Here is a 20,163-nt window from a genome sequence, read left to right on the forward strand (position 1 = left end):
TTTAATTATATAGATGATAATTCTGAATTAATGAACTGTATTTGTTCTTGAGACAGTTGAAGATTGGAAGCTTTAGCATTTTGTAAAGTTTGTTCTGCATTCCTTGCTCCAGCAAGAGCTATGGTTATAGCGGGTTGTTCAAGTGTCCATTTAAGAACCAATTGCCCCAGTGTAGCACCAAGATCATCAGCAATAGGTTTTATCTTAAGTAGAAAATCATTTACTTTTTTGATGCTTTCGGGTTGATAAACTTTCATTTCGCTTCTGGCATCTCCTTTAGCAAAAACATGTTTGGGTTGAATTTTTCCAGTGAGTAAGCCTCTTTCCAAAGGGCTGTATGCTAATATTCCAAAATTATTTTTTAGGCAATAAGGTACAACTTCGGCTTCAATTTTCCGATTTAGCATGCTGTAAGGTACTTGGTTAGAGATAATTTTGCATGCTTTATTGGCTTCTTCCATTTGTTGGGCTGTGTAGTTACATACACCAGCGTATCGCACCTTTCCTTGTTCAATCAAACGAGCCACCGCTTCAAAACTTTCTTCAATAGGTGTAGAAGATTCTGGCCAGTGGATTTGATATAAATCTATATAATCAGTACCCAATCGTTTTAAGCTTTGTTCGCATTCATAAATAATGCTCTCCTTTCCAGCGTATTTATAAATATCAATATTTTTACCGGAATTGTCTTGGCTATGCATAGCAAAATCACCTTTTGCAAGGTCCCAACGCATACCAAATTTTGTTAGAATCTGAATTTTTTCCCTAGGTATATCTTTAATAGCTTCACCTACAATTTCTTCACTTGTACCCTGCCCATAAATAGGAGCAGTATCGATAGAGGTTATTCCTACCTCATAACCGGCTTTAATTGCATTTACAGCATCTTTTCTTTCAGTGCCTCCCCACATCCATCCGCCAGCTGCCCAAGCTCCAAAAGTAATAACAGACAGTTGAAGATCTGAATTTCCTATTTTTCTATATTCCATATTCTTAATAATTTATAGATTAAAGTTAGTAAATTAAAACAAACAACTGTGTTAATAAAATATTATAATTTGAATAAAGTAGACCTAGTAGTTTATTTAATATTTTAACAATGATTGTTGGTTTTTGTCCAATTTATTTTTTAAATTCTTTAGTACTTCTTCGTAAATGTTTTGTAAAGTAGTTGAATTAACGTAGTAGTATTGGTAACTTTCCTGAAATTGCTCTTTAGAAGTATTATTAATTTTAAAGATGGAAACATAGGTTTCAAAAGTTTTATCTTTATCTAATGGTACAGAACTATTTATGTTTTGTTTATAAAGATAAATATCTGTAAGTATAGAAATCATTTCTTCCTTAGAAAGTAAGTTTTTAGGTTTCTTTACGGTTTGTTGGCAGGAAAGAATAACCAAACAAAATAGTATTAGAAAAAAAAATCTTCTCATAATTTTCCCAATAAAGCCATTAATTTCATTTTTATAACCCCAAAAACTGCTTCATTTATAATAGCACCACTCATCTTAGATTCTCCTTTGGTTCTATCTGTAAAAATAATAGGTACTTCAACAATTTTAAATTTTTTACAATAGGTTCTAAATTTCATTTCAATTTGAAAACCATAACCCACAAGTTTAATTTGATCAAGCGGTAAATTTTCCAATACTCTTTTAGAATAACAAACAAATCCAGCCGTTGAATCATGTATGGGAAGTCCTGTAATAAACCTTACATATTTAGAAGCGAAAAAAGATAGCAGTACACGGTTCATTGGCCAATTAACAACATTTACACCTTGTGAATATCTAGAACCTACTGCTAAATCAGCGCCAGCTTTGCAAGCTCCATAAAGTCTTGATAAATCTTTAGGATTATGCGAGAAGTCAGCATCCATTTCAAAAATATAATCGTATTTATATTTTAATGCCCATTGAAATCCATGAATATATGCTTTGCCCAATCCTTCCTTTTGTTTCCGTATAGTAAGAAAAATTTGATTTGGATATTCTTTTTGCATTTCTTGAACTATGTTTGAAGTGCCATCGGGAGAAGAATCATCCACTACCAGAATGTCAAAGTCTTGCTTTAAATGAATTACGCAAAGTAAGAGGTCTTTAATATTTTCAGCTTCATTATAAGTAGGTATAACAACTATTTTTTTGTCCTGCACAGATCCAAAGTTTTTGTAATGTGTAAATATGAGTCTTAAATGTTTGAGTTTGAAATAAAATAAGTAAATGAAATTTTATGATCTGTTTCTTCTTCAGCCTCTTCAAATAAAGTTATTAATCTAGAAAACTTATCCAATTTAAATAAGGTTAAATTAATAAATTCAATTTTTACTGGGATTTCAATATAACCAGTTAAGGCATCCCATAAACTATCTAAATTATTAGCCATGGTTGAATTTAATTTAAATTCTTTTTGAAAGCGCCTATAAAAAATAGATAAATTCTCAATATCATTAAAGTCAAAAATTACCGTTTTCATCTTTTTTCAAAACTTTTATAGTGATTGTAGGTTACAAAAATTAATCCATCATTAGAAAATATTACACGATCTTTTCCTCTAGATCCACAATTATAATTTAAATCTGCTTCAAACCATACTCTTCCTTTTTTATTAGGAAGTAAATTTTCTCTATTCTTAAATAGATCTCCCCCAATTATTTTTCCTGGAATTTTACTGCAAAGATTTCCTTGATTGGCATTCCAACCCATTTCTCTAGCTTTATTCTTAGTAATGTAATAGTCTGGAAGCCTATGCTTACTTTTTATATAAGGAATCACAACATTTTCTGCGCTAAGTTCTTTAACGTTAAATTGATTGTAATTTAATTTTTTTATAGAGGAATTATAGCTTAAAACAAAGCCTATACTAATTATAACTACCAATAATAAAAGATAGGGCAATTTAAAACCCTTTTTTATACTCATAAATTTAAAGTAAAACGTTTTAGCAAAAATATCTAAAAATAAATTAGATTATTTATTTTTGATAAAATCTTTAAAAGAAGTTTTATTAAAATGACAATTGAAAGTGATAAAAATCCAAAAATAAAAAAGCTATTAAAATTAATTGAAAAAAGTAGAGAAAGAAAGATTCAAAATAAAATTATTGTAGAAGGAGTTCAAGAGAATTTTTTTGCTTTACAAAATAATTATGATCCGATTGAGTTTTTTATTCAAACATCAATTTTTCAGAATAATATAAATATACCAAAAAATATACAAATTTACGAAGTATCTAAACAAGTGTATTCAAAGATTGCCTATAGGCAGTCTACCGAAGGTATTGTGGGCGTGTACAGACAAAAAGAAGAAGAATTAAAAAATATAAAATTAAAAAAAGATCCTTTTTTAGTTATTATAGAATCCATCGAAAAGCCAGGGAACCTTGGTGCTATTTGTAGGTCAGTGGATGCCTTTGGGGTGGATTATCTATTTGTTTGTGATGAAAAAGTAGATATTTACAATCCTAATGTTATTAGATCATCGGTAGGTTCTGTTTTTAATGTTCCTATTATTCATGTAGCCAATCAAGAGCTGCATGAATTTTTAAAAGATAGAAAGATAAATACTTATGCGACTTTTATGAATATGGATTTTAAAGAAATTCGAGAAATTTCTTTAGACCAATCAACGGCTATAATATTTGGTACAGAGCACTCGGGAGTATCAAATTTTTGGAAAGATAAGATTACAGAAAACATTCTTATACCTATGCAGGGGAAAGTAGATTCTTTAAACATAAGTAATGCAGTTTCGATCTCCTGTTATGAAGTTCAAAGGCAAAGAGGGATAAATAAAAAATAGGAAAGGAATAATTTTAACATATTTTTTTGGTATTATGTGATAAAAAAGTTTTACTTTTGCGTCCATGTTTGAAAGGTTTAGTGCTTAAATTTTTAAGCCTTTCGAATAAGTACTAATAAATAAACACTAAAATTGTACAAGTTATGTTTGAAATTTTTAAAGACAAGTCAGGAGCTTTTCGCTTTAGACTAAAAGCGAAAAATGGAGAAGTTATTCTTGCGAGTGAAGGATACACACAAAAAACAAATTGCCAAAAAGGAGTTAGTTCTGTAAAAAGAAATGCAAAAAATGAGGATCGTTTTGAGCTTAAACAAAGTTCAAATAGTAAATGGTTTTTTAATTTGAAAGCAGGAAATGGTCAAGTGGTAGGAACAAGTGAAATGTTCGAGAATGAGACCAACGTGAAAAACGGAGTTAAATCGGTAATGAGTACAGCTGCTGTAGCTGAAACAGTTGATTTATCAAAATAATAATCGATTGAGTCGCTGAAACCTTATTTTTTTAGGTTTACTTAAAAAAAAGAGTTCAAATTTATTATTTGAACTCTTTATTATTTTTATGATAAAATTTCTTTAATTCTTTTCATAGCTTCAATAAGTTCTTGTTCAGAGGCAGCGTAGGATAATCGAATACAATTGCTATCGCCAAAAGATACTCCTCCAACTGTAGCTACATGAGCTTTTTCAAGAAGCATTAATGCAAAATCATCAGAGTTTTTAATTTCAGTACCTTGTATGGTTTTACCAAAATAGTAAGATATGTCAGGGAAAAAGTAAAAGGCACCTGCAGGTTTATTAACTTTAAAGCCTGGAATATTTTTTAAAAGATTATAAACAAGATCTCTTCTACTTTTAAAGCCTTCAATCATGTAATTTATATTTGATGGATCTGCTTCTACAGCTGTAATAGATGCCATTTGGGCTATACAATTTGCGCCTGAGGTCATCTGGCCTTGAATTTTATCACAAGCTTCGGTTAACCATTTTGGCCCACCTAAATATCCGATTCTCCACCCAGTCATAGCATAAGACTTAGATACCCCATTGATGGTTACGGTTTGTTCAAATACTTCAGGGAATTGAGCGATACTTTCATGTTTAGATTCGTAATTTATATATTCATAAATTTCATCAGAAATTATAACGATATTAGGATGTTTAGAAAGTACTTTAGCCAAACTTTGAAGTTCATCTTTAGTATATACAGTTCCAGAAGGATTGCATGGGGAGCTGAACAAAAAAGCTTTAGTTTTAGAGGTAATAGCATTTTCTAACTGTTCTGGAGTTATTTTAAAGTCAGTATCTATATTTGTTTCAACAATAATATTTTTACCACCGGCTAATTTTACCATCTCAAAATAACTTACCCAATACGGAGCTGGTACAATAACTTCGTCTCCATCATTTAATACAGATAGGAGAACGTTTATAATCGATTGTTTTCCTCCATTAGAAACAATAATTTGTTCAGGTTTATAGTCTAGATTATTATCGCGCTTAAATTTATTGGCTATAGCTTTTCGTAATTCAAGATATCCAGGAACGGGAGTGTAAGATTTTACCCCATTATTGATAGCTTTAATGGCAGATTCTCTAACAAATTCAGGGATTTCAAAGTCTGGTTCACCTAAAGTTAAACTAATTACATTAATACCCTGGGCTTTCAATTCTCTAGCTTTGTTAGACATAACAAAGGTTTGGGAATAGCTAAGCCGATTGATGCGTTCAGATAATATATTCATTTTGACTAAATTGGTTGTATTATTTACTATCAAAAATACAGCTTTTTTTAATATATATACGGCATAGTTTATAAAGATTCAAATTATTCATTGTGAGTAAGTCAAAAGTTTTTTATGAAAAATAAAATTACGTACTTTTGTTTACTTATTATTTTATGAATTGAAAAAGAAGAAAAATATTCAAATTTCAAATTTGAAACTTCAAACAGCTGGTGCTAAAGGAGTCGCTGTAGGCAAAAATGTAGAAGGGAAAACAGTTTTTGTATCTGGAGCTGTGCCAGGCGATGTTGTGAACGCTCAAGTAATTAAATCTAAAAAGAATTATATAGAAGCAGAGGCTGTTGAGTTTTTAGAATATTCACCCTATCGGGTTGAACCTAGATGTCAACATTTTGGAGTTTGTGGTGGTTGTAAATGGCAAAATCTTTCTTATCAGAAACAACTAGAATTCAAAGAGGAAGAAGTAATGAATAATCTTACCAGAATTGGAAAGATTGAAGGGTTTAAAAAAGTAAACATTCTACCTTCCGAAGAACAATATTTTTATCGTAACAAATTAGAATTTTCTTTTTCAAATTCTCGTTGGTTAACTTTCAATGAAATCAAATCTGGTGAAGAAATTGAAGATAGAAATGCTCTAGGTTTCCATATACCTAAACAATGGAGTAAAGTGTTGGACATTAAAGAATGTTATTTACAAAAAGAACCTTCCAATCAAATTAGACTTTTTGTAAAAGAACTTGTTCAAAAATATAAGATGGAGTTTTATGATCTTAAACAACAGTTGGGCTTTTTAAGAACATTAATGATACGTTCAAACTCTAAGAATGAACTATTAGTTTTCGTGCAATTTTTCCAAGAAAATAAGGAAAAAAGAGAAATATTACTTTCATCTATACAAGAGAAATTTTCAGAAGTAAAGACTATCATGTATGCTATAAATCCTAAAGGGAATGATAGTATATATGATTTGTCTGTCGAAACTTTCTCAGGCGAGGGTTATTTAGAAGAAGAAATAGAAGGTTTGAAATTTAAAATTGGAGCAAAATCTTTTTTTCAAACGAATTATAAGCAAGCCGTACGATTGTATGAGATTACTAGGGAGTTTGCCGATTTAAAAGGAGATGAAATTGTTTATGACTTGTATACCGGTACCGGTACAATTGCTCAATTTATATCTAAAAAAGCAAAAAAAGTAATAGGGGTAGAATCTGTTCCAGAAGCTATTAAAGCTGCTAAAGAAAATGCTAAATACAATCAAATAGAAAATTGTACTTTTTATTGTGGAGATATGAAAGATATTTTCACAGATGAATTCATAACAGAGAACGGACATCCAGATGTTATAATTGCTGATCCTCCCCGAGATGGAATGCATAAAAAAGTAGTGGAAACCATTTTGAATATTCGAGCTGAAAAAATTGTTTATGTCAGTTGCAATTCAGCAACACAAGCGAGAGATTTAGAACTAATGAAAGATCAATATCAAGTAGTAAAAGTTCAAGCTGTGGATATGTTTCCTCAAACCCATCATGTTGAAAGTGTAGCTTTGTTAAAACTTAAAGCCCTATGATTTTAAAAAAAATATTCCTAGTGTCTCTGTTTATTTCATTTATTTTTGCTGTTGAAGCATGTGTGGATGATGATGTCTGTGACAAACAAGTGACTCCAAACCTTACCATAGCATTTGTAGATTCTATATCTAAGCCGTTGACATTAGACAGTTTATATGTCGATAAACTTAGTTCAGATGGAAAGCTATTACAGGTGGGTATTTTTTCTAAGGTGGATAGTATAAGAGTGCCTTTAAATTCTTTTTCAAATGAGACGAAATTTTATTTTTATACAAATAAAAATGCTGATAGTTTACAAAAAGATATTTTAGCAGTTACTTATAATACAAGTCAATCTTTTGTATCTAAAGCATGCGGGTTTAAGGTATCCTATAATGATGTAAAATATCAACTTTTACAAACCTATAAAATAAAAAATTTGAGTCCAATTACTAATAAAATAGAAAATGAATCTAAAGATCTTTATATTACTTATTAGTTATTGTTTTGGGTTTTTGGTTCAGGCTCAACAGTCTTCAAAGGATTCAGTGTCAATAGATGAGAAACAATTTTTTGTAGGAGTTGATTTATTAAACCCTATTGCAAGTTTTTTTTCCAGTAAAAAAAATTATAATGGATTTGTTTCCTATAAATTTAAGAATAGATGGATAGCTGTTGCAGAAGTAGGCTATGAAAAAAATGGTTATAAGGAGAACGATTGGAATGTAGATGCTAAAGGAATCTATTTAGAGGCAGGAGTAAATTATATTTTAACCAATTATTACGAAAAAACAGGGCAAGGTTTTTATATAGGAGGTAGACTTGCTTTTACACCGTATGAACAAACGATCATTAACTATCCAATTAAAGAAATGAACACCTCTAATCAAGTTCAAACGATAGGAAATTCTTCTTTGCCTAAAGCAAATGTAAGCGCTGGATGGTTGGAAGCTGTTTTAGGTTCAAAGGTACAATTGGGAGAAAGTCCTTTATATTTAGACTTTATAATAAAGCCTAAATTTTTAGTTTACTCCAAGAAACAAGACCATGTTGATAATTTAGTGATTCCAGGTTTTGGAAAGAATAAAGGAGATGTAAATATATCTTTCCTGTGGGGTATTAGTTACAGGATATTTTAAGCTTTATAAACAAATGATATTAGTAGAAAGATAAAAAATGAATATAACAATTGTTGGTACAGGATATGTAGGATTGGTTTCTGGGACGTGTTTAGCGGACTTGGGGCATAGTGTGCATTGTGTAGATATAAATGAAGAGAAGGTACAAATGATGAAAAAAGGAGAAGTACCCATTTATGAACCACAGCTAGAAGAGGTTTTTTTACGTAATATAAAAGGGAATAGATTATTTTTTACTACAGATTTAGCAGAGGCAGTAAAAAAATCAAATGTTATTTTTTTAGCTTTACCTACTCCCCCAGGAGGAGATGGTTCCGCAGATTTATCCTATGTATTAGAGGTAGCAGGCCAAATAGCATCACTAATAACACAATACACAGTTATAGTCAATAAAAGTACAGTACCTGTAGGAACAGCAAAAAAGGTTGGAGAGCTTATAAAGCTTAAAACTTCAGTGCCCTTTGATGTAGTATCCAATCCAGAATTTTTAAGAGAAGGTTATGCCGTTGAAGATTTTATGAGACCTGAAAGGGTGATTGTAGGAGCAAGCTCTAAAAAAGCATTTGAAATTATGGAAAAAATCTATCTACCATTAACGAATGCAGGGGTTAACTTAATAAAGATGGATGAAAAATCTTCGGAACTAACCAAATATGCAGCGAATTCATTTTTAGCAACTAAAATCACATTTATGAATGAAATAGCTAACTATTGTGAAAAGGTAGGAGCAGATGTAGATAAAGTAAGAATGGGGATGGGGGCTGACGATAGAATTGGTCATAGATTTTTATTTCCTGGAATAGGATATGGAGGAAGTTGTTTTCCCAAAGATGTTAAAGCTCTTATTAAAAGTGGTAACGAAATAGGTTATGATTTTAAAATACTAGAATCCGTAGAGCAAATAAACGAAAAGCAAAAAACAATATTAGTTCCAGATATTGAAAAACATTTAGGAACCTTAAAAAATAAGTGTATTGCCGTTTGGGGATTAGCTTTCAAAGAAAATACAGATGATATACGTGAAGCATCATCCCTAGAAATTATTAATAAATTATTAGAGAAAGGTGCAAGTATAAAAGCATATGACCCTATTGCTATTGAAAATGTTCAACGATTATTAGGAGACAGAATTTCCTATGCCAAAGATATGTATGAATGTGTGGAAGATGTTGATGCGCTAGTCATAGCTACTGAATGGGGAGAGTTTAGAAATCCACATTTCGAATGGCTAGAAAAAAGAATGAAAAATAAAGCTATTTTTGATGGAAGAAATTTATATAATTTAGAAGACCTTGAAGCGCATGGCTTTTATTATAAAAGCATAGGAAGAAAAATAATCATAGGATAATCAATATACTTATTACAATGAAAAAAATTATAATCACCGGAGGGGCAGGATTTATAGGATCTCATGTAGTTAGACAGTTTGTAAATAAATATTTAAAGTATCAAATTATAAATTTGGATGCACTAACCTATGCCGGTAATTTAGAAAATTTAAAAGATATAGAATCTAAATCCAATTATTCATTCATAAAGGCAGACATTACTAATGAAGAGCAAATAAATAATATCTTTAACGATATCCATCCAGATGGAGTTATTCATTTAGCTGCAGAATCTCATGTAGATAGATCTATTTCATCTCCTTTAGAGTTTGTTAAAACGAACGTTATAGGAACTGTAAATTTATTAAATGCTTCTAAAAATATTTGGAAAGACTCATACGAAGGAAAAAGATTCCACCATGTTTCAACAGATGAAGTTTTTGGAGCATTAGGTCAAACAGGTTTTTTTAAAGAAGAAACCAAATACGATCCACACTCTCCCTATTCAGCTTCCAAAGCTTCTTCTGATCACTTTGTAAGAGCTTATGCTGATACTTATGGTCTACCAGTAGTCATAACCAATTGTTCCAACAACTATGGACCTAACCATTTCCCGGAAAAGTTGATACCTTTAATGATACATAATATCATAAATAATAAACCGTTACCAGTATATGGAGATGGAAATTACACAAGAGATTGGTTGTATGTCATTGATCATGCTATTGCCATTGATTTAGTTTTTCATGAAGCAAAAAATAATGATAATTATAACATAGGTGGGTTTAACGAATGGAAAAATATTGATTTAGTTAATCTATTATGTGATTTAATGGACAGAAAGCTAGAAAGGCAAAGAGGGGAAAGCGCTAAATTAATCACGTTTGTAAAAGATCGTCCAGGGCATGATTTAAGATATGCCATAGATGCTACAAAAATAAATAGAGAATTAGGTTGGAAACCATCAGTAACTTTTGAAGAGGGATTAGAAAAGACTATTGATTGGTACTTAGAGAATCAAGAATGGTTAAATAATGTTACCAGTGGAGAATATCAAAAATATTACAAAGCTCAATATAAATAATAGTTAGATATTATATTAAAATGAAAGGAATTATACTTGCAGGAGGTTCAGGAACCCGGTTGTATCCATTAACGATAGCCGTAAGTAAGCAGCTAATGCCTATTTATGATAAACCAATGATCTATTATCCATTATCTGTCTTAATGGAGGCAGATATTAATGATATTTTAATCATAACTACCCCACATGATCAAAATTGTTTTAAAAAATTATTAGGAGACGGTTCTGATTTTGGATGTAATTTAACGTATGAAATTCAACATGAGCCTAATGGATTAGCACAAGCATTTGTAATTGGAGAAAAATTCATCGGAGACGATTCAATAGCATTAATTCTAGGAGATAATATTTTTTATGGAGCAGGATTGGGCGATTTGCTGAGGCAAAAAACAAATCCCAAAGGAGCTATTGTTTTTGCTTATCACGTAAATGACCCCGAGAGATATGGAGTGGTTGAATTTGATGAGCATATGAGAGCGATATCCATTGAAGAAAAACCCTTAAATCCTAAATCTAATTATGCAGTACCAGGTTTATATTTTTATGACAATAAAGTGGTTGATATTGCAAAAAATCTACAACCCTCTGCCAGAGGAGAATATGAAATTACAGATATAAATCAAGCCTATTTACTTGAACAAAAACTAGAAGTAGGGGTTATGGATAGAGGAACCGCTTGGTTAGATACGGGCACATTTGAATCCTTACACGATGCTTCAGAATACATACGTGTAATTGAAAAAAGGCAAGGAATAAAGATTGGCTGTATAGAAGAAACTGCTTATAAAAGAGGATTTATTAATCAAGAAAAACTTTCTACCATAGCAGATAAATACGGTAAAAGCGGGTATGGAGAATATTTAAAAAATATATTATAAAGATGAATGAATCATCACCACAAACTTGGACGGAAGTTATAAGTTCCAAACATTCCTTATTAGATTTAAATCTAAAAGAGGTTTGGAAATATAGAGACTTGGTTTACATGTTGGTAAAAAGGGATTTTATTACCTCTTTTAAGCAAACGATCTTAGGACCTATATGGTTTTTTGTGAATCCAATATTAACAACTCTAATGTACATAGTTATATTTGGAAACGTAGCAGGTTTGTCTACAGATGGAGCTCCTATGCTAGTTTTTTATTTAGCAGGAGTTACTCTATGGAATTTTTTTTCATCCTCTTTAAGTAGTACTTCAAATGTATTTGTAGGAAATGCTTCAGTTTTTGGCAAAGTTTATTTTCCTCGTTTAGTTATGCCATTATCCATTATAGCTTCAAACTTGATGAGGTTTATAGTGCAATATTTATTGTTTATAATTGTAATTATATATTATTTATTAAAAGGAGAGATTGAGCCTAATTTATGGATTTTAGCAACTCCAATTTTACTCTTGTTAATGGCGATGTTTTCCATGGGGGTAGGAATGATTTTTTCTTCTATGACGACTAAATATAAAGATTTATCAATGCTCTTAGGTTTTGGAATTTCTCTTTCAATGTACGTAACACCTGTAATTATTCCGATATCTTCTTTTCCAAAAAAATATAAATGGATTATAGATATAAATCCACTTTCAGGAATCTTCGAATGCTTTAAGTATGGATATTTAGGGGTGGGAGATTTTTCTTTAAATATGTTAATATATTCAACCATATTTATCTCTATAACTTTATTTTTAGGAATAATTATTTTCAACAAAGTACAAAAAACATTTATGGATACTGTTTAAACCTATTCTTATGAAGAAATTAATGAAAATTTATTATAATGCATTAACAAAAATTTCACGGAGAACAATTGAACATTCAAAAAAAATAAAACCTCTAAATAAGTTTTCTAAATACTATACACATGTTCCTATTTTAGATGAAAAAGTTAATGTATTAATCGCTAATAGTATACAGCAAAATATTCCATTAATGGCTGCAAGATATGGCTCAATCGAATTAGAAGTAATGGCTAATGTGATTTCCTATAAAAATAGTGGGAATATTATTCTGGATTCATTTAATTTTTTACTAGGAAATAAGTCTCAATTTTGGGATATAGATCAGATTCGATATAATGCTTTATGTATAAATGCAGGTTTTTTCCCTAATGGGGATATCTCATTGTTAAATACATTTACTAATTTAATGATAGATGCCTCAAAAGACCTCGATATATTAGGGGTTTGGGTAGGTTTAGAGGAACAAATTTTTACAATACCTGAGCAAACTTATTTAGTACAATTGAGAGCTTTAGAACCATGGTTTTACCAAGAACCATGGACTTTTCAATTAAAAGGAAAGAAAGTATTAGTTATTCATCCGTTTGAAGATAGTATTAAAAGACAATATAAAAAAAGAGAAAACCTTTTTGAAAATAAAAAGGTATTACCAGAATTTGATTTAAAAACAATAAAAGCAGTTCAAACAATATCAGATAACAACGACTATAAATATAAAAATTGGTTTGAAGCCTTAGAGTTTATGAAAAGAGAGATCGATAAAGTAGATTTTGATGTTGCTATTATAGGATGTGGAGCTTATGGATTTCCTTTGGCATCCTATGTTAAAAAATTAGGGAAACAGGCTATTCATTTAGGAGGTATGGTACAATGGTTATTTGGAATTAAGGGGCAAAGATGGATGGATTTTGAACGATATAAATATATGCCCAATGAGTTTTGGGTATTCCCATTAGAAAGTGAAAAGCCTAAAGGTTATAAAAAAGTTGAAGGAGGGTGTTATTGGTAATTTAATATAGTAAAAAATATAATTTAATTATTTTATGAATTTAGCTATTAAAGCAGAAAATATATCCAAACAATACCGCTTAGGACAGGTAGGTACAGGGACTATATCCCACGATTTAAACCGTTGGTGGGCAAAAATTAGAGGCAAAGAAGACCCTTATTTGAAAATAGGAGAATCTAATGATCGATCTATAAAAGGTAATTCAGAATATGTATGGTCATTAAAGGATGTAAACTTTGAAATTGAGCAAGGTACTGCTGTAGGTATTATTGGTAGAAATGGAGCGGGTAAATCAACATTATTAAAGTTATTAAGCAAGGTTACACAACCAACAACAGGGAGTTTTAAAGTTAATGGGAGAATAGCTTCATTGTTAGAAGTAGGAACAGGATTTAATCCTGAAATGACAGGTAGAGAAAACGTATATTTAAACGGCGCTATTTTAGGTATGACTCGTAGCGAAATAAGAAGTAAATTTGATGAAATAGTTGATTTCTCAGGGTGCGAGAGATACATAGATACACCTGTAAAAAGATATAGTTCAGGAATGTATGTACGATTAGCTTTTGCTGTGGCCGCACATTTAGAATCTGAAATACTAATTGTGGATGAGGTTTTGGCAGTAGGAGATTCAGAATTCCAGAAAAAATGCTTAGGTAAGATGGGAGATGTCTCCAAAGGGGAAGGAAGAACTGTATTATTTGTAAGTCATAATATGGCCGCTGTTAAACAATTATGTAACAAAGGAATAGTTTTAGAAAAAGGTATGGTTACATTCTCTGGAGGAGCTTTAGAATCAGTAGACTATTATCAAAAATCATCTAATATAGTATCGTATTTTGAACATAAAGGGGGGGTAGAGACGGCTCTTGGAAATGAATTTATAAAAATACTCAAATTTAATGTTAAGCCTGTAAAAAATAATCATATAACTATTTCATCAGGTCTAGAATTAGATTTAGAGATTTATAACTATGTTGCCGATATAAATTTAGATGCTACTTTTGAATTAAGAAATTTAGACGATCTTGTTGTATTTCAAGCGGGCATGCTTATATCAGAAAATAATGACTCTAAAATTGGATATTATGAAATAAAGGGTGAAATCCCCCCTCATTTATTAAATTCAGGGGTATATAATTTTAGATTAATCTTTGGAAAAAATCAAAAAGAGGCTTTGTATGTAAAAGACGAGATTATTCAGTTTGAAATATTAAATGAGAGCTTAGGAAATAATACAGATATAATTCCAGGAATAATTAGACCTCAATTTAATTTTTCTTTAAGTCATAGAGATTGTAAATAATAAAATGTTATTAATTTATAAAATAAAAAAATATATAAAAAAAATATTATTGGATAATAAATACATAGATTATCCAATATTTTCCTTGATATTTTATCTTCGAAAAAAGTTATTTTATACGGATCTAAAAATATTTCAAATTAAAGATTTATCTGAATGCTTGGGTAAGAGAGTTGAAATTTTAAATAACGCTGAAATGTTCCAATCAACAGGTATTAAAACATTAAAAAAAAGTGCTGAAACAAAATCAATTAAAATAAATGAATTGATTTTGTATAATTTTAAAAACACACTTGTTAATATAAATTCATCTGCTATAATTAGTAATGAAGAGTTAGTAGTGGAGAGAAATTTTAAATTTGAAAGATATAATGAAGGTTATATAAATTTCCATGGATTTAAAAGAGCTTTAGTTAAAATGCAAAGCACTATTGATGTTGAAGAAGCATTTTTTTTAGGAGGTAATGGATGTTGGAATTGGTATCATTTTTTAGTTGAAATAGCACCTAAGCTTCTTTTTATTAATAAAATTCCCTGCAAGAATATATTAGTTAGTGATTCTGTTTTGAAATATGAAGGTATGAAGAAAGTGATATCACATTTTCTTAATCAAAATTATAATATAATCTATTCAAATCCAGAAAATAATTATAAAGTTAAAAACCTTTATTATATCAATAATATTTCTTATGTCCCATATAACCTAATGAAACCGTCTATTTTATTTGGAATAGAAAACGTTTACATGAGAAAAGATATTTTAATAAAATTAAGAAAACAATTATTAGATAAGGTTAGTAATCTAATTGACTTAGATTATCCAAAAAAAATACTTATTAAACGTAAAAAAAATAGAATAGCTAAAAATCAGAAACAGCTAACTGATTTTTTAAAAAATAATGGATTTAAAGAAATTATATTTGAAGATTTAAGTTTAGAAGAACAAATTAAACACATTTATAACGCAGATTATGTAGTCGGGGCTTCAGGTGCTGCATGGGCTAATTTAATTTTTTCAAAACCAGGGTTGAAAGGTATTTGTTTCATGCAAGATAATTTTCCTACCTTTTGTTGTTTTTCGAATATCGCAAAATTATTTGATGTAAATTTAATTTACTCACTTTACAGTACAAAATATTCCCCAAATGAGCACGACAAAGATGGTTATATTTTAGATATTCAGGCAATTAAAAATATTTACTTAAAATTAGAATATGAATAAACCATATATACTTGAATTTAATAAAATAGGTGCATCTCAATTAGGTTTTATTACAGTGGCAGAAGCACACAAAAATGTACCGTTTGATATAAAAAGAGTTTATTGGACTTATTATACCCCACAAGATGTAATAAGAGGTGGTCATGCTCATAAGGAACTGCAACAAGTTATTTTTGCTGTTTCAGGAACTATTGGATTTAACACAGAAGATTTGAAAGGAAATAAAAACAACTTTATTTTGGATTCTCCGGAGAAGGGATTATATATACCCAAATTGATTTGGAGGGATATACAATTCTCCCATAATGCTGTTCTTTTATGTCTGGCATCAGAATTATATGATGAAAATGATTATTTTAGAAATTATAATGAATTTATTAAATGGAAATAAAAAAGTTTGGAATAACTTTAAAATTAGTTGATTTTAGTGATGCTGAATTTATACTTAGTTTGAGAAGTAATATTAATAAATCAAGATTTATAAGTAAAACCTCAAATAAATTATCTGATCAGATAGAATGGTTAACAAAGTATAAAGACAGAGAGAGAGAAGGAAAAGAGTATTATTTTATAGCAATCGATGAAAAAGGAAGAAGGTTTTCTACTTATAGAATATATAATTTAGATCAGGATTTTCCAGAAATAGGAAGTTGGATAACTATTCCAAACCTACTAAATCCTATAAATGCAATTAAAGTTGATTTTTTAGTAAAAGAATTCACATTTAAAGAATTAAAATACGAAAAATTAATTTTTGAAGTAAGGAAAGGCAATCGGTCAGTTATAAACTATCATAAAAAATATGAGTCTGAAATAGTGAGTGAGGATGAATTAAATTATTACTTTGAGTTAAGTTATAATAATTTTAATAAAAATAAAAGTAAATTTGTATCTAAATTTAATTAATAATCATATGGAAATATTTATTCAGAGATTTAAAGATCAGTTAGAGGACACTACATTGAATTTAGATTCAGAAACCGATTATGTGAATTCAGATTTTTGGGATTCCCTTACAGCAGTTGCTATTCATATGATGATTGAAAATGAATATAAAGTATATATTGAAGTTGAACAGCTTTCTAGATTCAAAACGATAAAAGGCTTATTTGACTTTATTCAGGAAAACAAATAATGTTTTATAATTGAAAGCATATATTAATCATATATCATATTATCTACCGGAAGAAAAGTTTACTAATTTAGATATAGAGACATTATTTCCAGAATGGAACAGTGAGAAAATTATATCTAAAATAGGAATTAAAACTAGACATATTGTTTCACAGGATCAACTTGTTTCAGATATTGCAACAAATGCTATTAATAAATTGTGCAATGAAACAAATATTGATAAATCAAAAATAGATTATTTGATACTCTGTACACAATCTCCTGATTATTTATTACCAACAACAGCATGTATAGTTCAAGAAAAAGCTGGTTTATCGACTAGTTGCGCAGCGATAGATATTAATCAGGGATGTTCAGGATATATTTATGGATTGACTTTAGCAAAAGGTTTAATAATATCTGAGATAGCTAAAAAAGTTATTTTTGTAACAGCTGAAACCTATTCTAGGTATATTCATACACAGGATAAAGGCAACAGAAGTATTTTTGGAGATGCAGCAACAGCTACACTAATTACTAATAATGGACTATACGAAATTGGTCAATTCGAATTAGGAACTGACGGAAGAGGAAAAGAAAATTTAATACATGGAGGCAGAAGATTTAAAAATGACGAAAAGGAGCAGGATCAATTTAATGCAAATAATTTTTTGTTTATGAACGGACCTGAAATTTTTAAATTTTCAGCAAATGTAATTCCTAATTTAATAACCCAAACTTTAAAAAAGAATAACGGAAGTTTACAATCTATAGATCAATTTATATTTCATCAAGCAAATACTTATATGCTGACTTATTTAAGGAAAAAAATTAATATTTCTGAAGAAAAATTTATTATTGATATGGAAGATTATGGAAATACTGTATCATCAACAATACCTATTGTATTAGCAAATCTTATAAAAGCCAATAAAAATAAGAATACCATATTAATAGCAGGTTTTGGAGTAGGCTATTCATGGGGAGCTACATGTTTAGAAAAAAGATGAAAGATATATCAAAAAACAAAAAAAAGTTTATTTAATATTAAGTAATGTTATCTTAAATATTTTTTATAATCAATATTCAGATTAAAATAAAAGGAAGTCAATAATTTGGATGGGGTTATTTTTACTCTATTTATTAAACTTTTATAATACAATTATATATGAAGATATGGGAAACGATAATAATTAAACTTTCATAATTAGCATTCCATTAAATCACAGAATTTAAATTCACCGCTTATTTTCTTTATTAAGATATAATAGATTTTTATCATTCAAAATTTTTTATCGGTAAATGTTGCCTTTACATTAATGCCTAATGCTTGCTTAAATCTAAATATTTATTATAATTAAAATAATACTTTTAAAATAAATGTTAATATATAATAATACATATTTTTTTAAAATTTATATTAATAGAAGTTGACACTATAAATAAAAAAAGTTATACTTTATAGAGTATTAATTTTTCAGATAAAAAGAAGTGATAATGATAAAAAGGATAATATTATTAAATAATCATGATCAACAATAAAATTTTTAATTGTATAATTTTGGGGATATTAATGTTAATATATTTTGCTATATTACTTATTTATAATATCGATTTTATAGATTCTGGATTTATTATTTCCTATGTTCAAAGAGTTAAGGAGGGGCAAATTATCTATAAAGATTTTGATTATGTTAGACCTTTTGGAAGTATAATATTTTGGGATATAATAATAACTCCATTTTGGCATTTAAAGTCTTACTTGGGAATTATTTTACGTTTATTAATTATATTTGAAATATTAATTATTATTCAGATTTTTTTTGCAGGACTTAAAAATATAGGTGTAAAAATCAAAAATTATAAATTATCATTTTTATTTTGTAGTGTTCTAATTATACATACTTTTAATCTAATGCCATGGCACACTATTGATGGTATTTTTTTTCTATCTTTTGCATTTTTATTTTTCACAAAAGAAAAATTTATATTATCAATTGTATTTGCTTGTATAGCAGCTACAATGAAACAATCTTTTTACTTAGATTTCGTACTTATTTTTATAATTAATATAATTTGTATTTTTTATCAATTAAAAAAAAATGAAATTAAGGTAAAATCTCTTAAAATAGAATATTTTTTCATAGGAGTAATCTTAATAATATTATCATTAGTTAACTTTAAATATCGTTTACATAATAATATTGAATTATTTTTTGAACAAACCCATGTCAATAATAGTACAAGTAGCTTTTTAAAAGCAGGTTTTAAAAATTTTTTATTCTCAGAATATAATTTCAGAGTGATTTTATTTTCAGCTATGCTATTGGTTGTTATTATTCAAAAAATGAATAGAAAAAGTACTTTTAAATTATACAATTTTATAATTATTATAGCTATATTTATACTGTATTTATTACCAATGTTAAAACATTTATTATTTGGCTTTAATATCGAATTCGAAGGATCTAAAACTATATATTTACTCTTATTAGCATTATTTCTTAGAGATTTAAGAACTTACATAACTTACGATATTAAAAAAATTTTAGCATTAATAATTTTATTTTTTATAACATGGAGCATATCCATTTCTTGGGGTTATTCAAATGTTCTTTTAATGTTACCTATTTTAGTATTTGCTTTTGATGATAATTTTAGAATTTCAGAAAAAATAAATTATTTAGTTACGATAATAGTAGTAGTAATATTTATAATTTATAGACTTATATCCCCTTATGCTAACAAAAATATACTAGAAATAAATTATGTGTTTGTAAATGAAAAAATACCAATATATTCAGGCATGTTAATTAGTGAAAAAAGTTATGATTATATTAAAGAAGCTCAGGCACTACAAAATAAATATGAAAATTCTATATTCTTACCAGGTTCACCAATTTTTGAAGTTATGTTTAATAAAAATTTAAATAGGTCACCATGGGAAATGGATGTGGAATATCCTAGTTGGAAAAAAGATTATAAACAACTATCTAAAAAAAATATTTATTATATTTTAGACAAAAAAGAAATTATCAATTCTAAAACAGGATTTTTTAAAAGTTCTTTTACCCAAATGGTGAAACATAATAAGACATTGATTGATTCGACGAATTTTTATTATATATATAATTAA

Annotated in this window: 23 protein-coding genes; 17 read left to right on the forward strand and 6 right to left on the reverse strand. The window is 28.6% G+C overall.

The annotated features are described in order from the left end of the window. Positions 1-5: 5 nt before the first annotated feature. From ETU10_RS00345 to ETU10_RS00365, 5 genes are all read right to left on the reverse strand, one after another. Positions 6-989 carry an aldo/keto reductase gene (locus tag ETU10_RS00345; protein WP_146309282.1) on the reverse strand — a complete coding sequence of 328 codons (984 nt, stop codon included), beginning with the start codon at positions 987-989 and terminating at the stop codon, positions 6-8. A 96-nt stretch (positions 990-1,085) separates the two neighbouring features. Continuing rightward, entirely contained in the window at positions 1,086-1,433 is a 348-nt protein-coding gene (locus ETU10_RS00350; RefSeq protein ID WP_146261278.1) for a DUF4296 domain-containing protein, read from the reverse strand. Then, positions 1,430-2,155 (reverse strand): polyprenol monophosphomannose synthase, encoded by a 726-nt coding sequence (locus tag ETU10_RS00355; protein ID WP_146309283.1) that lies wholly within the window; start codon positions 2,153-2,155, stop codon positions 1,430-1,432. Before ETU10_RS00355 ends, ETU10_RS00350 begins: the two co-directional genes overlap by 4 nt. Before the next feature lie 35 nt (positions 2,156-2,190). Continuing rightward, complete coding sequence (locus ETU10_RS00360; RefSeq protein ID WP_146261276.1) at positions 2,191-2,475, reverse strand: barstar family protein; 285 nt, start codon at positions 2,473-2,475, stop codon at positions 2,191-2,193. Continuing rightward, complete coding sequence (locus tag ETU10_RS00365) at positions 2,472-2,921, reverse strand: ribonuclease domain-containing protein (RefSeq protein ID WP_146261275.1); 450 nt, start codon at positions 2,919-2,921, stop codon at positions 2,472-2,474. Before ETU10_RS00365 ends, ETU10_RS00360 begins: the two co-directional genes overlap by 4 nt. 90 nt (positions 2,922-3,011) lie before the next feature. Between ETU10_RS00365 and ETU10_RS00370 the strand changes: the two genes are divergently transcribed. Together ETU10_RS00370 and ETU10_RS00375 are read left to right on the forward strand one after the other, a co-directional pair. Then, on the forward strand, positions 3,012-3,800 hold the full coding sequence (locus ETU10_RS00370) for a TrmH family RNA methyltransferase (protein WP_246118398.1): 789 nt from the start codon (positions 3,012-3,014) through the stop codon (positions 3,798-3,800). A 143-nt stretch (positions 3,801-3,943) separates the two neighbouring features. Next, complete coding sequence (locus ETU10_RS00375; RefSeq protein ID WP_146261273.1) at positions 3,944-4,270, forward strand: YegP family protein; 327 nt, start codon at positions 3,944-3,946, stop codon at positions 4,268-4,270. An 86-nt stretch (positions 4,271-4,356) separates the two neighbouring features. Here the strand turns inward: ETU10_RS00375 and ETU10_RS00380 are convergent, their stop codons facing one another. Next, positions 4,357-5,541 (reverse strand): pyridoxal phosphate-dependent aminotransferase, encoded by a 1,185-nt coding sequence (locus ETU10_RS00380; protein ID WP_146309285.1) that lies wholly within the window; start codon positions 5,539-5,541, stop codon positions 4,357-4,359. 193 nt (positions 5,542-5,734) lie between these two features. Between ETU10_RS00380 and rlmD the strand changes: the two genes are divergently transcribed. The 15 genes from rlmD to ETU10_RS00455 all read left to right on the forward strand — a co-directional run bounded on the left by rlmD (position 5,735) and on the right by ETU10_RS00455 (position 20,163). Continuing rightward, positions 5,735-7,114: a 23S rRNA (uracil(1939)-C(5))-methyltransferase RlmD gene (gene rlmD, locus ETU10_RS00385; protein ID WP_394344698.1), complete on the forward strand. Its 1,380-nt coding sequence runs from the start codon at positions 5,735-5,737 to the stop codon at positions 7,112-7,114. A 20-nt stretch (positions 7,115-7,134) separates the two neighbouring features. Continuing rightward, positions 7,135-7,593, forward strand: coding sequence for a DUF6452 family protein (locus tag ETU10_RS00390; RefSeq protein WP_146309287.1), 459 nt, complete (start codon positions 7,135-7,137; stop codon positions 7,591-7,593). Further along, entirely contained in the window at positions 7,562-8,233 is a 672-nt protein-coding gene (locus tag ETU10_RS00395) for a DUF6048 family protein (RefSeq protein WP_146309288.1), read from the forward strand. The genes ETU10_RS00390 and ETU10_RS00395 overlap by 32 nt, the downstream gene beginning before the upstream one ends. Positions 8,234-8,270: 37 nt before the next feature. After that, complete coding sequence (locus ETU10_RS00400) at positions 8,271-9,581, forward strand: UDP-glucose dehydrogenase family protein (protein ID WP_146309289.1); 1,311 nt, start codon at positions 8,271-8,273, stop codon at positions 9,579-9,581. A 17-nt stretch (positions 9,582-9,598) separates the two neighbouring features. Then, positions 9,599-10,645, forward strand: coding sequence for a dTDP-glucose 4,6-dehydratase (gene rfbB, locus ETU10_RS00405; protein ID WP_146309290.1), 1,047 nt, complete (start codon positions 9,599-9,601; stop codon positions 10,643-10,645). 20 nt (positions 10,646-10,665) lie between these two features. After that, on the forward strand, positions 10,666-11,523 hold the full coding sequence (rfbA, locus tag ETU10_RS00410) for a glucose-1-phosphate thymidylyltransferase RfbA (protein ID WP_146309291.1): 858 nt from the start codon (positions 10,666-10,668) through the stop codon (positions 11,521-11,523). A 2-nt stretch (positions 11,524-11,525) separates the two neighbouring features. After that, entirely contained in the window at positions 11,526-12,377 is an 852-nt protein-coding gene (locus ETU10_RS00415) for an ABC transporter permease (protein WP_146309292.1), read from the forward strand. Positions 12,378-12,387: 10 nt separating this feature from the next. After that, positions 12,388-13,386, forward strand: coding sequence for a hypothetical protein (locus tag ETU10_RS00420; protein WP_146309293.1), 999 nt, complete (start codon positions 12,388-12,390; stop codon positions 13,384-13,386). A gap of 34 nt (positions 13,387-13,420) precedes the next feature. After that, complete coding sequence (locus ETU10_RS00425; RefSeq protein WP_146309294.1) at positions 13,421-14,692, forward strand: ABC transporter ATP-binding protein; 1,272 nt, start codon at positions 13,421-13,423, stop codon at positions 14,690-14,692. A 49-nt stretch (positions 14,693-14,741) separates the two neighbouring features. Further along, on the forward strand, positions 14,742-15,914 hold the full coding sequence (locus tag ETU10_RS00430) for a glycosyltransferase family 61 protein (protein ID WP_185145024.1): 1,173 nt from the start codon (positions 14,742-14,744) through the stop codon (positions 15,912-15,914). Then, complete coding sequence (locus ETU10_RS00435) at positions 15,907-16,305, forward strand: sugar 3,4-ketoisomerase (RefSeq protein ID WP_146309296.1); 399 nt, start codon at positions 15,907-15,909, stop codon at positions 16,303-16,305. Before ETU10_RS00430 ends, ETU10_RS00435 begins: the two co-directional genes overlap by 8 nt. Continuing rightward, positions 16,296-16,820, forward strand: coding sequence for a GNAT family N-acetyltransferase (locus tag ETU10_RS00440; RefSeq protein WP_146309297.1), 525 nt, complete (start codon positions 16,296-16,298; stop codon positions 16,818-16,820). Before ETU10_RS00435 ends, ETU10_RS00440 begins: the two co-directional genes overlap by 10 nt. Positions 16,821-16,827: 7 nt before the next feature. After that, positions 16,828-17,049, forward strand: coding sequence for an acyl carrier protein (locus ETU10_RS00445; RefSeq protein ID WP_146309298.1), 222 nt, complete (start codon positions 16,828-16,830; stop codon positions 17,047-17,049). Between the two features lie 10 nt (positions 17,050-17,059). Continuing rightward, positions 17,060-18,037, forward strand: a complete 978-nt coding sequence (locus ETU10_RS00450) for a 3-oxoacyl-ACP synthase III family protein (protein ID WP_146309299.1) — start codon at positions 17,060-17,062, stop codon at positions 18,035-18,037. Positions 18,038-18,600: 563 nt separating this feature from the next. Further along, positions 18,601-20,163 (forward strand): hypothetical protein, encoded by a 1,563-nt coding sequence (locus ETU10_RS00455; RefSeq protein WP_146309300.1) that lies wholly within the window; start codon positions 18,601-18,603, stop codon positions 20,161-20,163.

It is taken from the genome of Apibacter muscae (assembly GCF_007845595.1).
Classification (GTDB): Bacteria; Bacteroidota; Bacteroidia; order Flavobacteriales; family Weeksellaceae; genus Apibacter; species Apibacter muscae.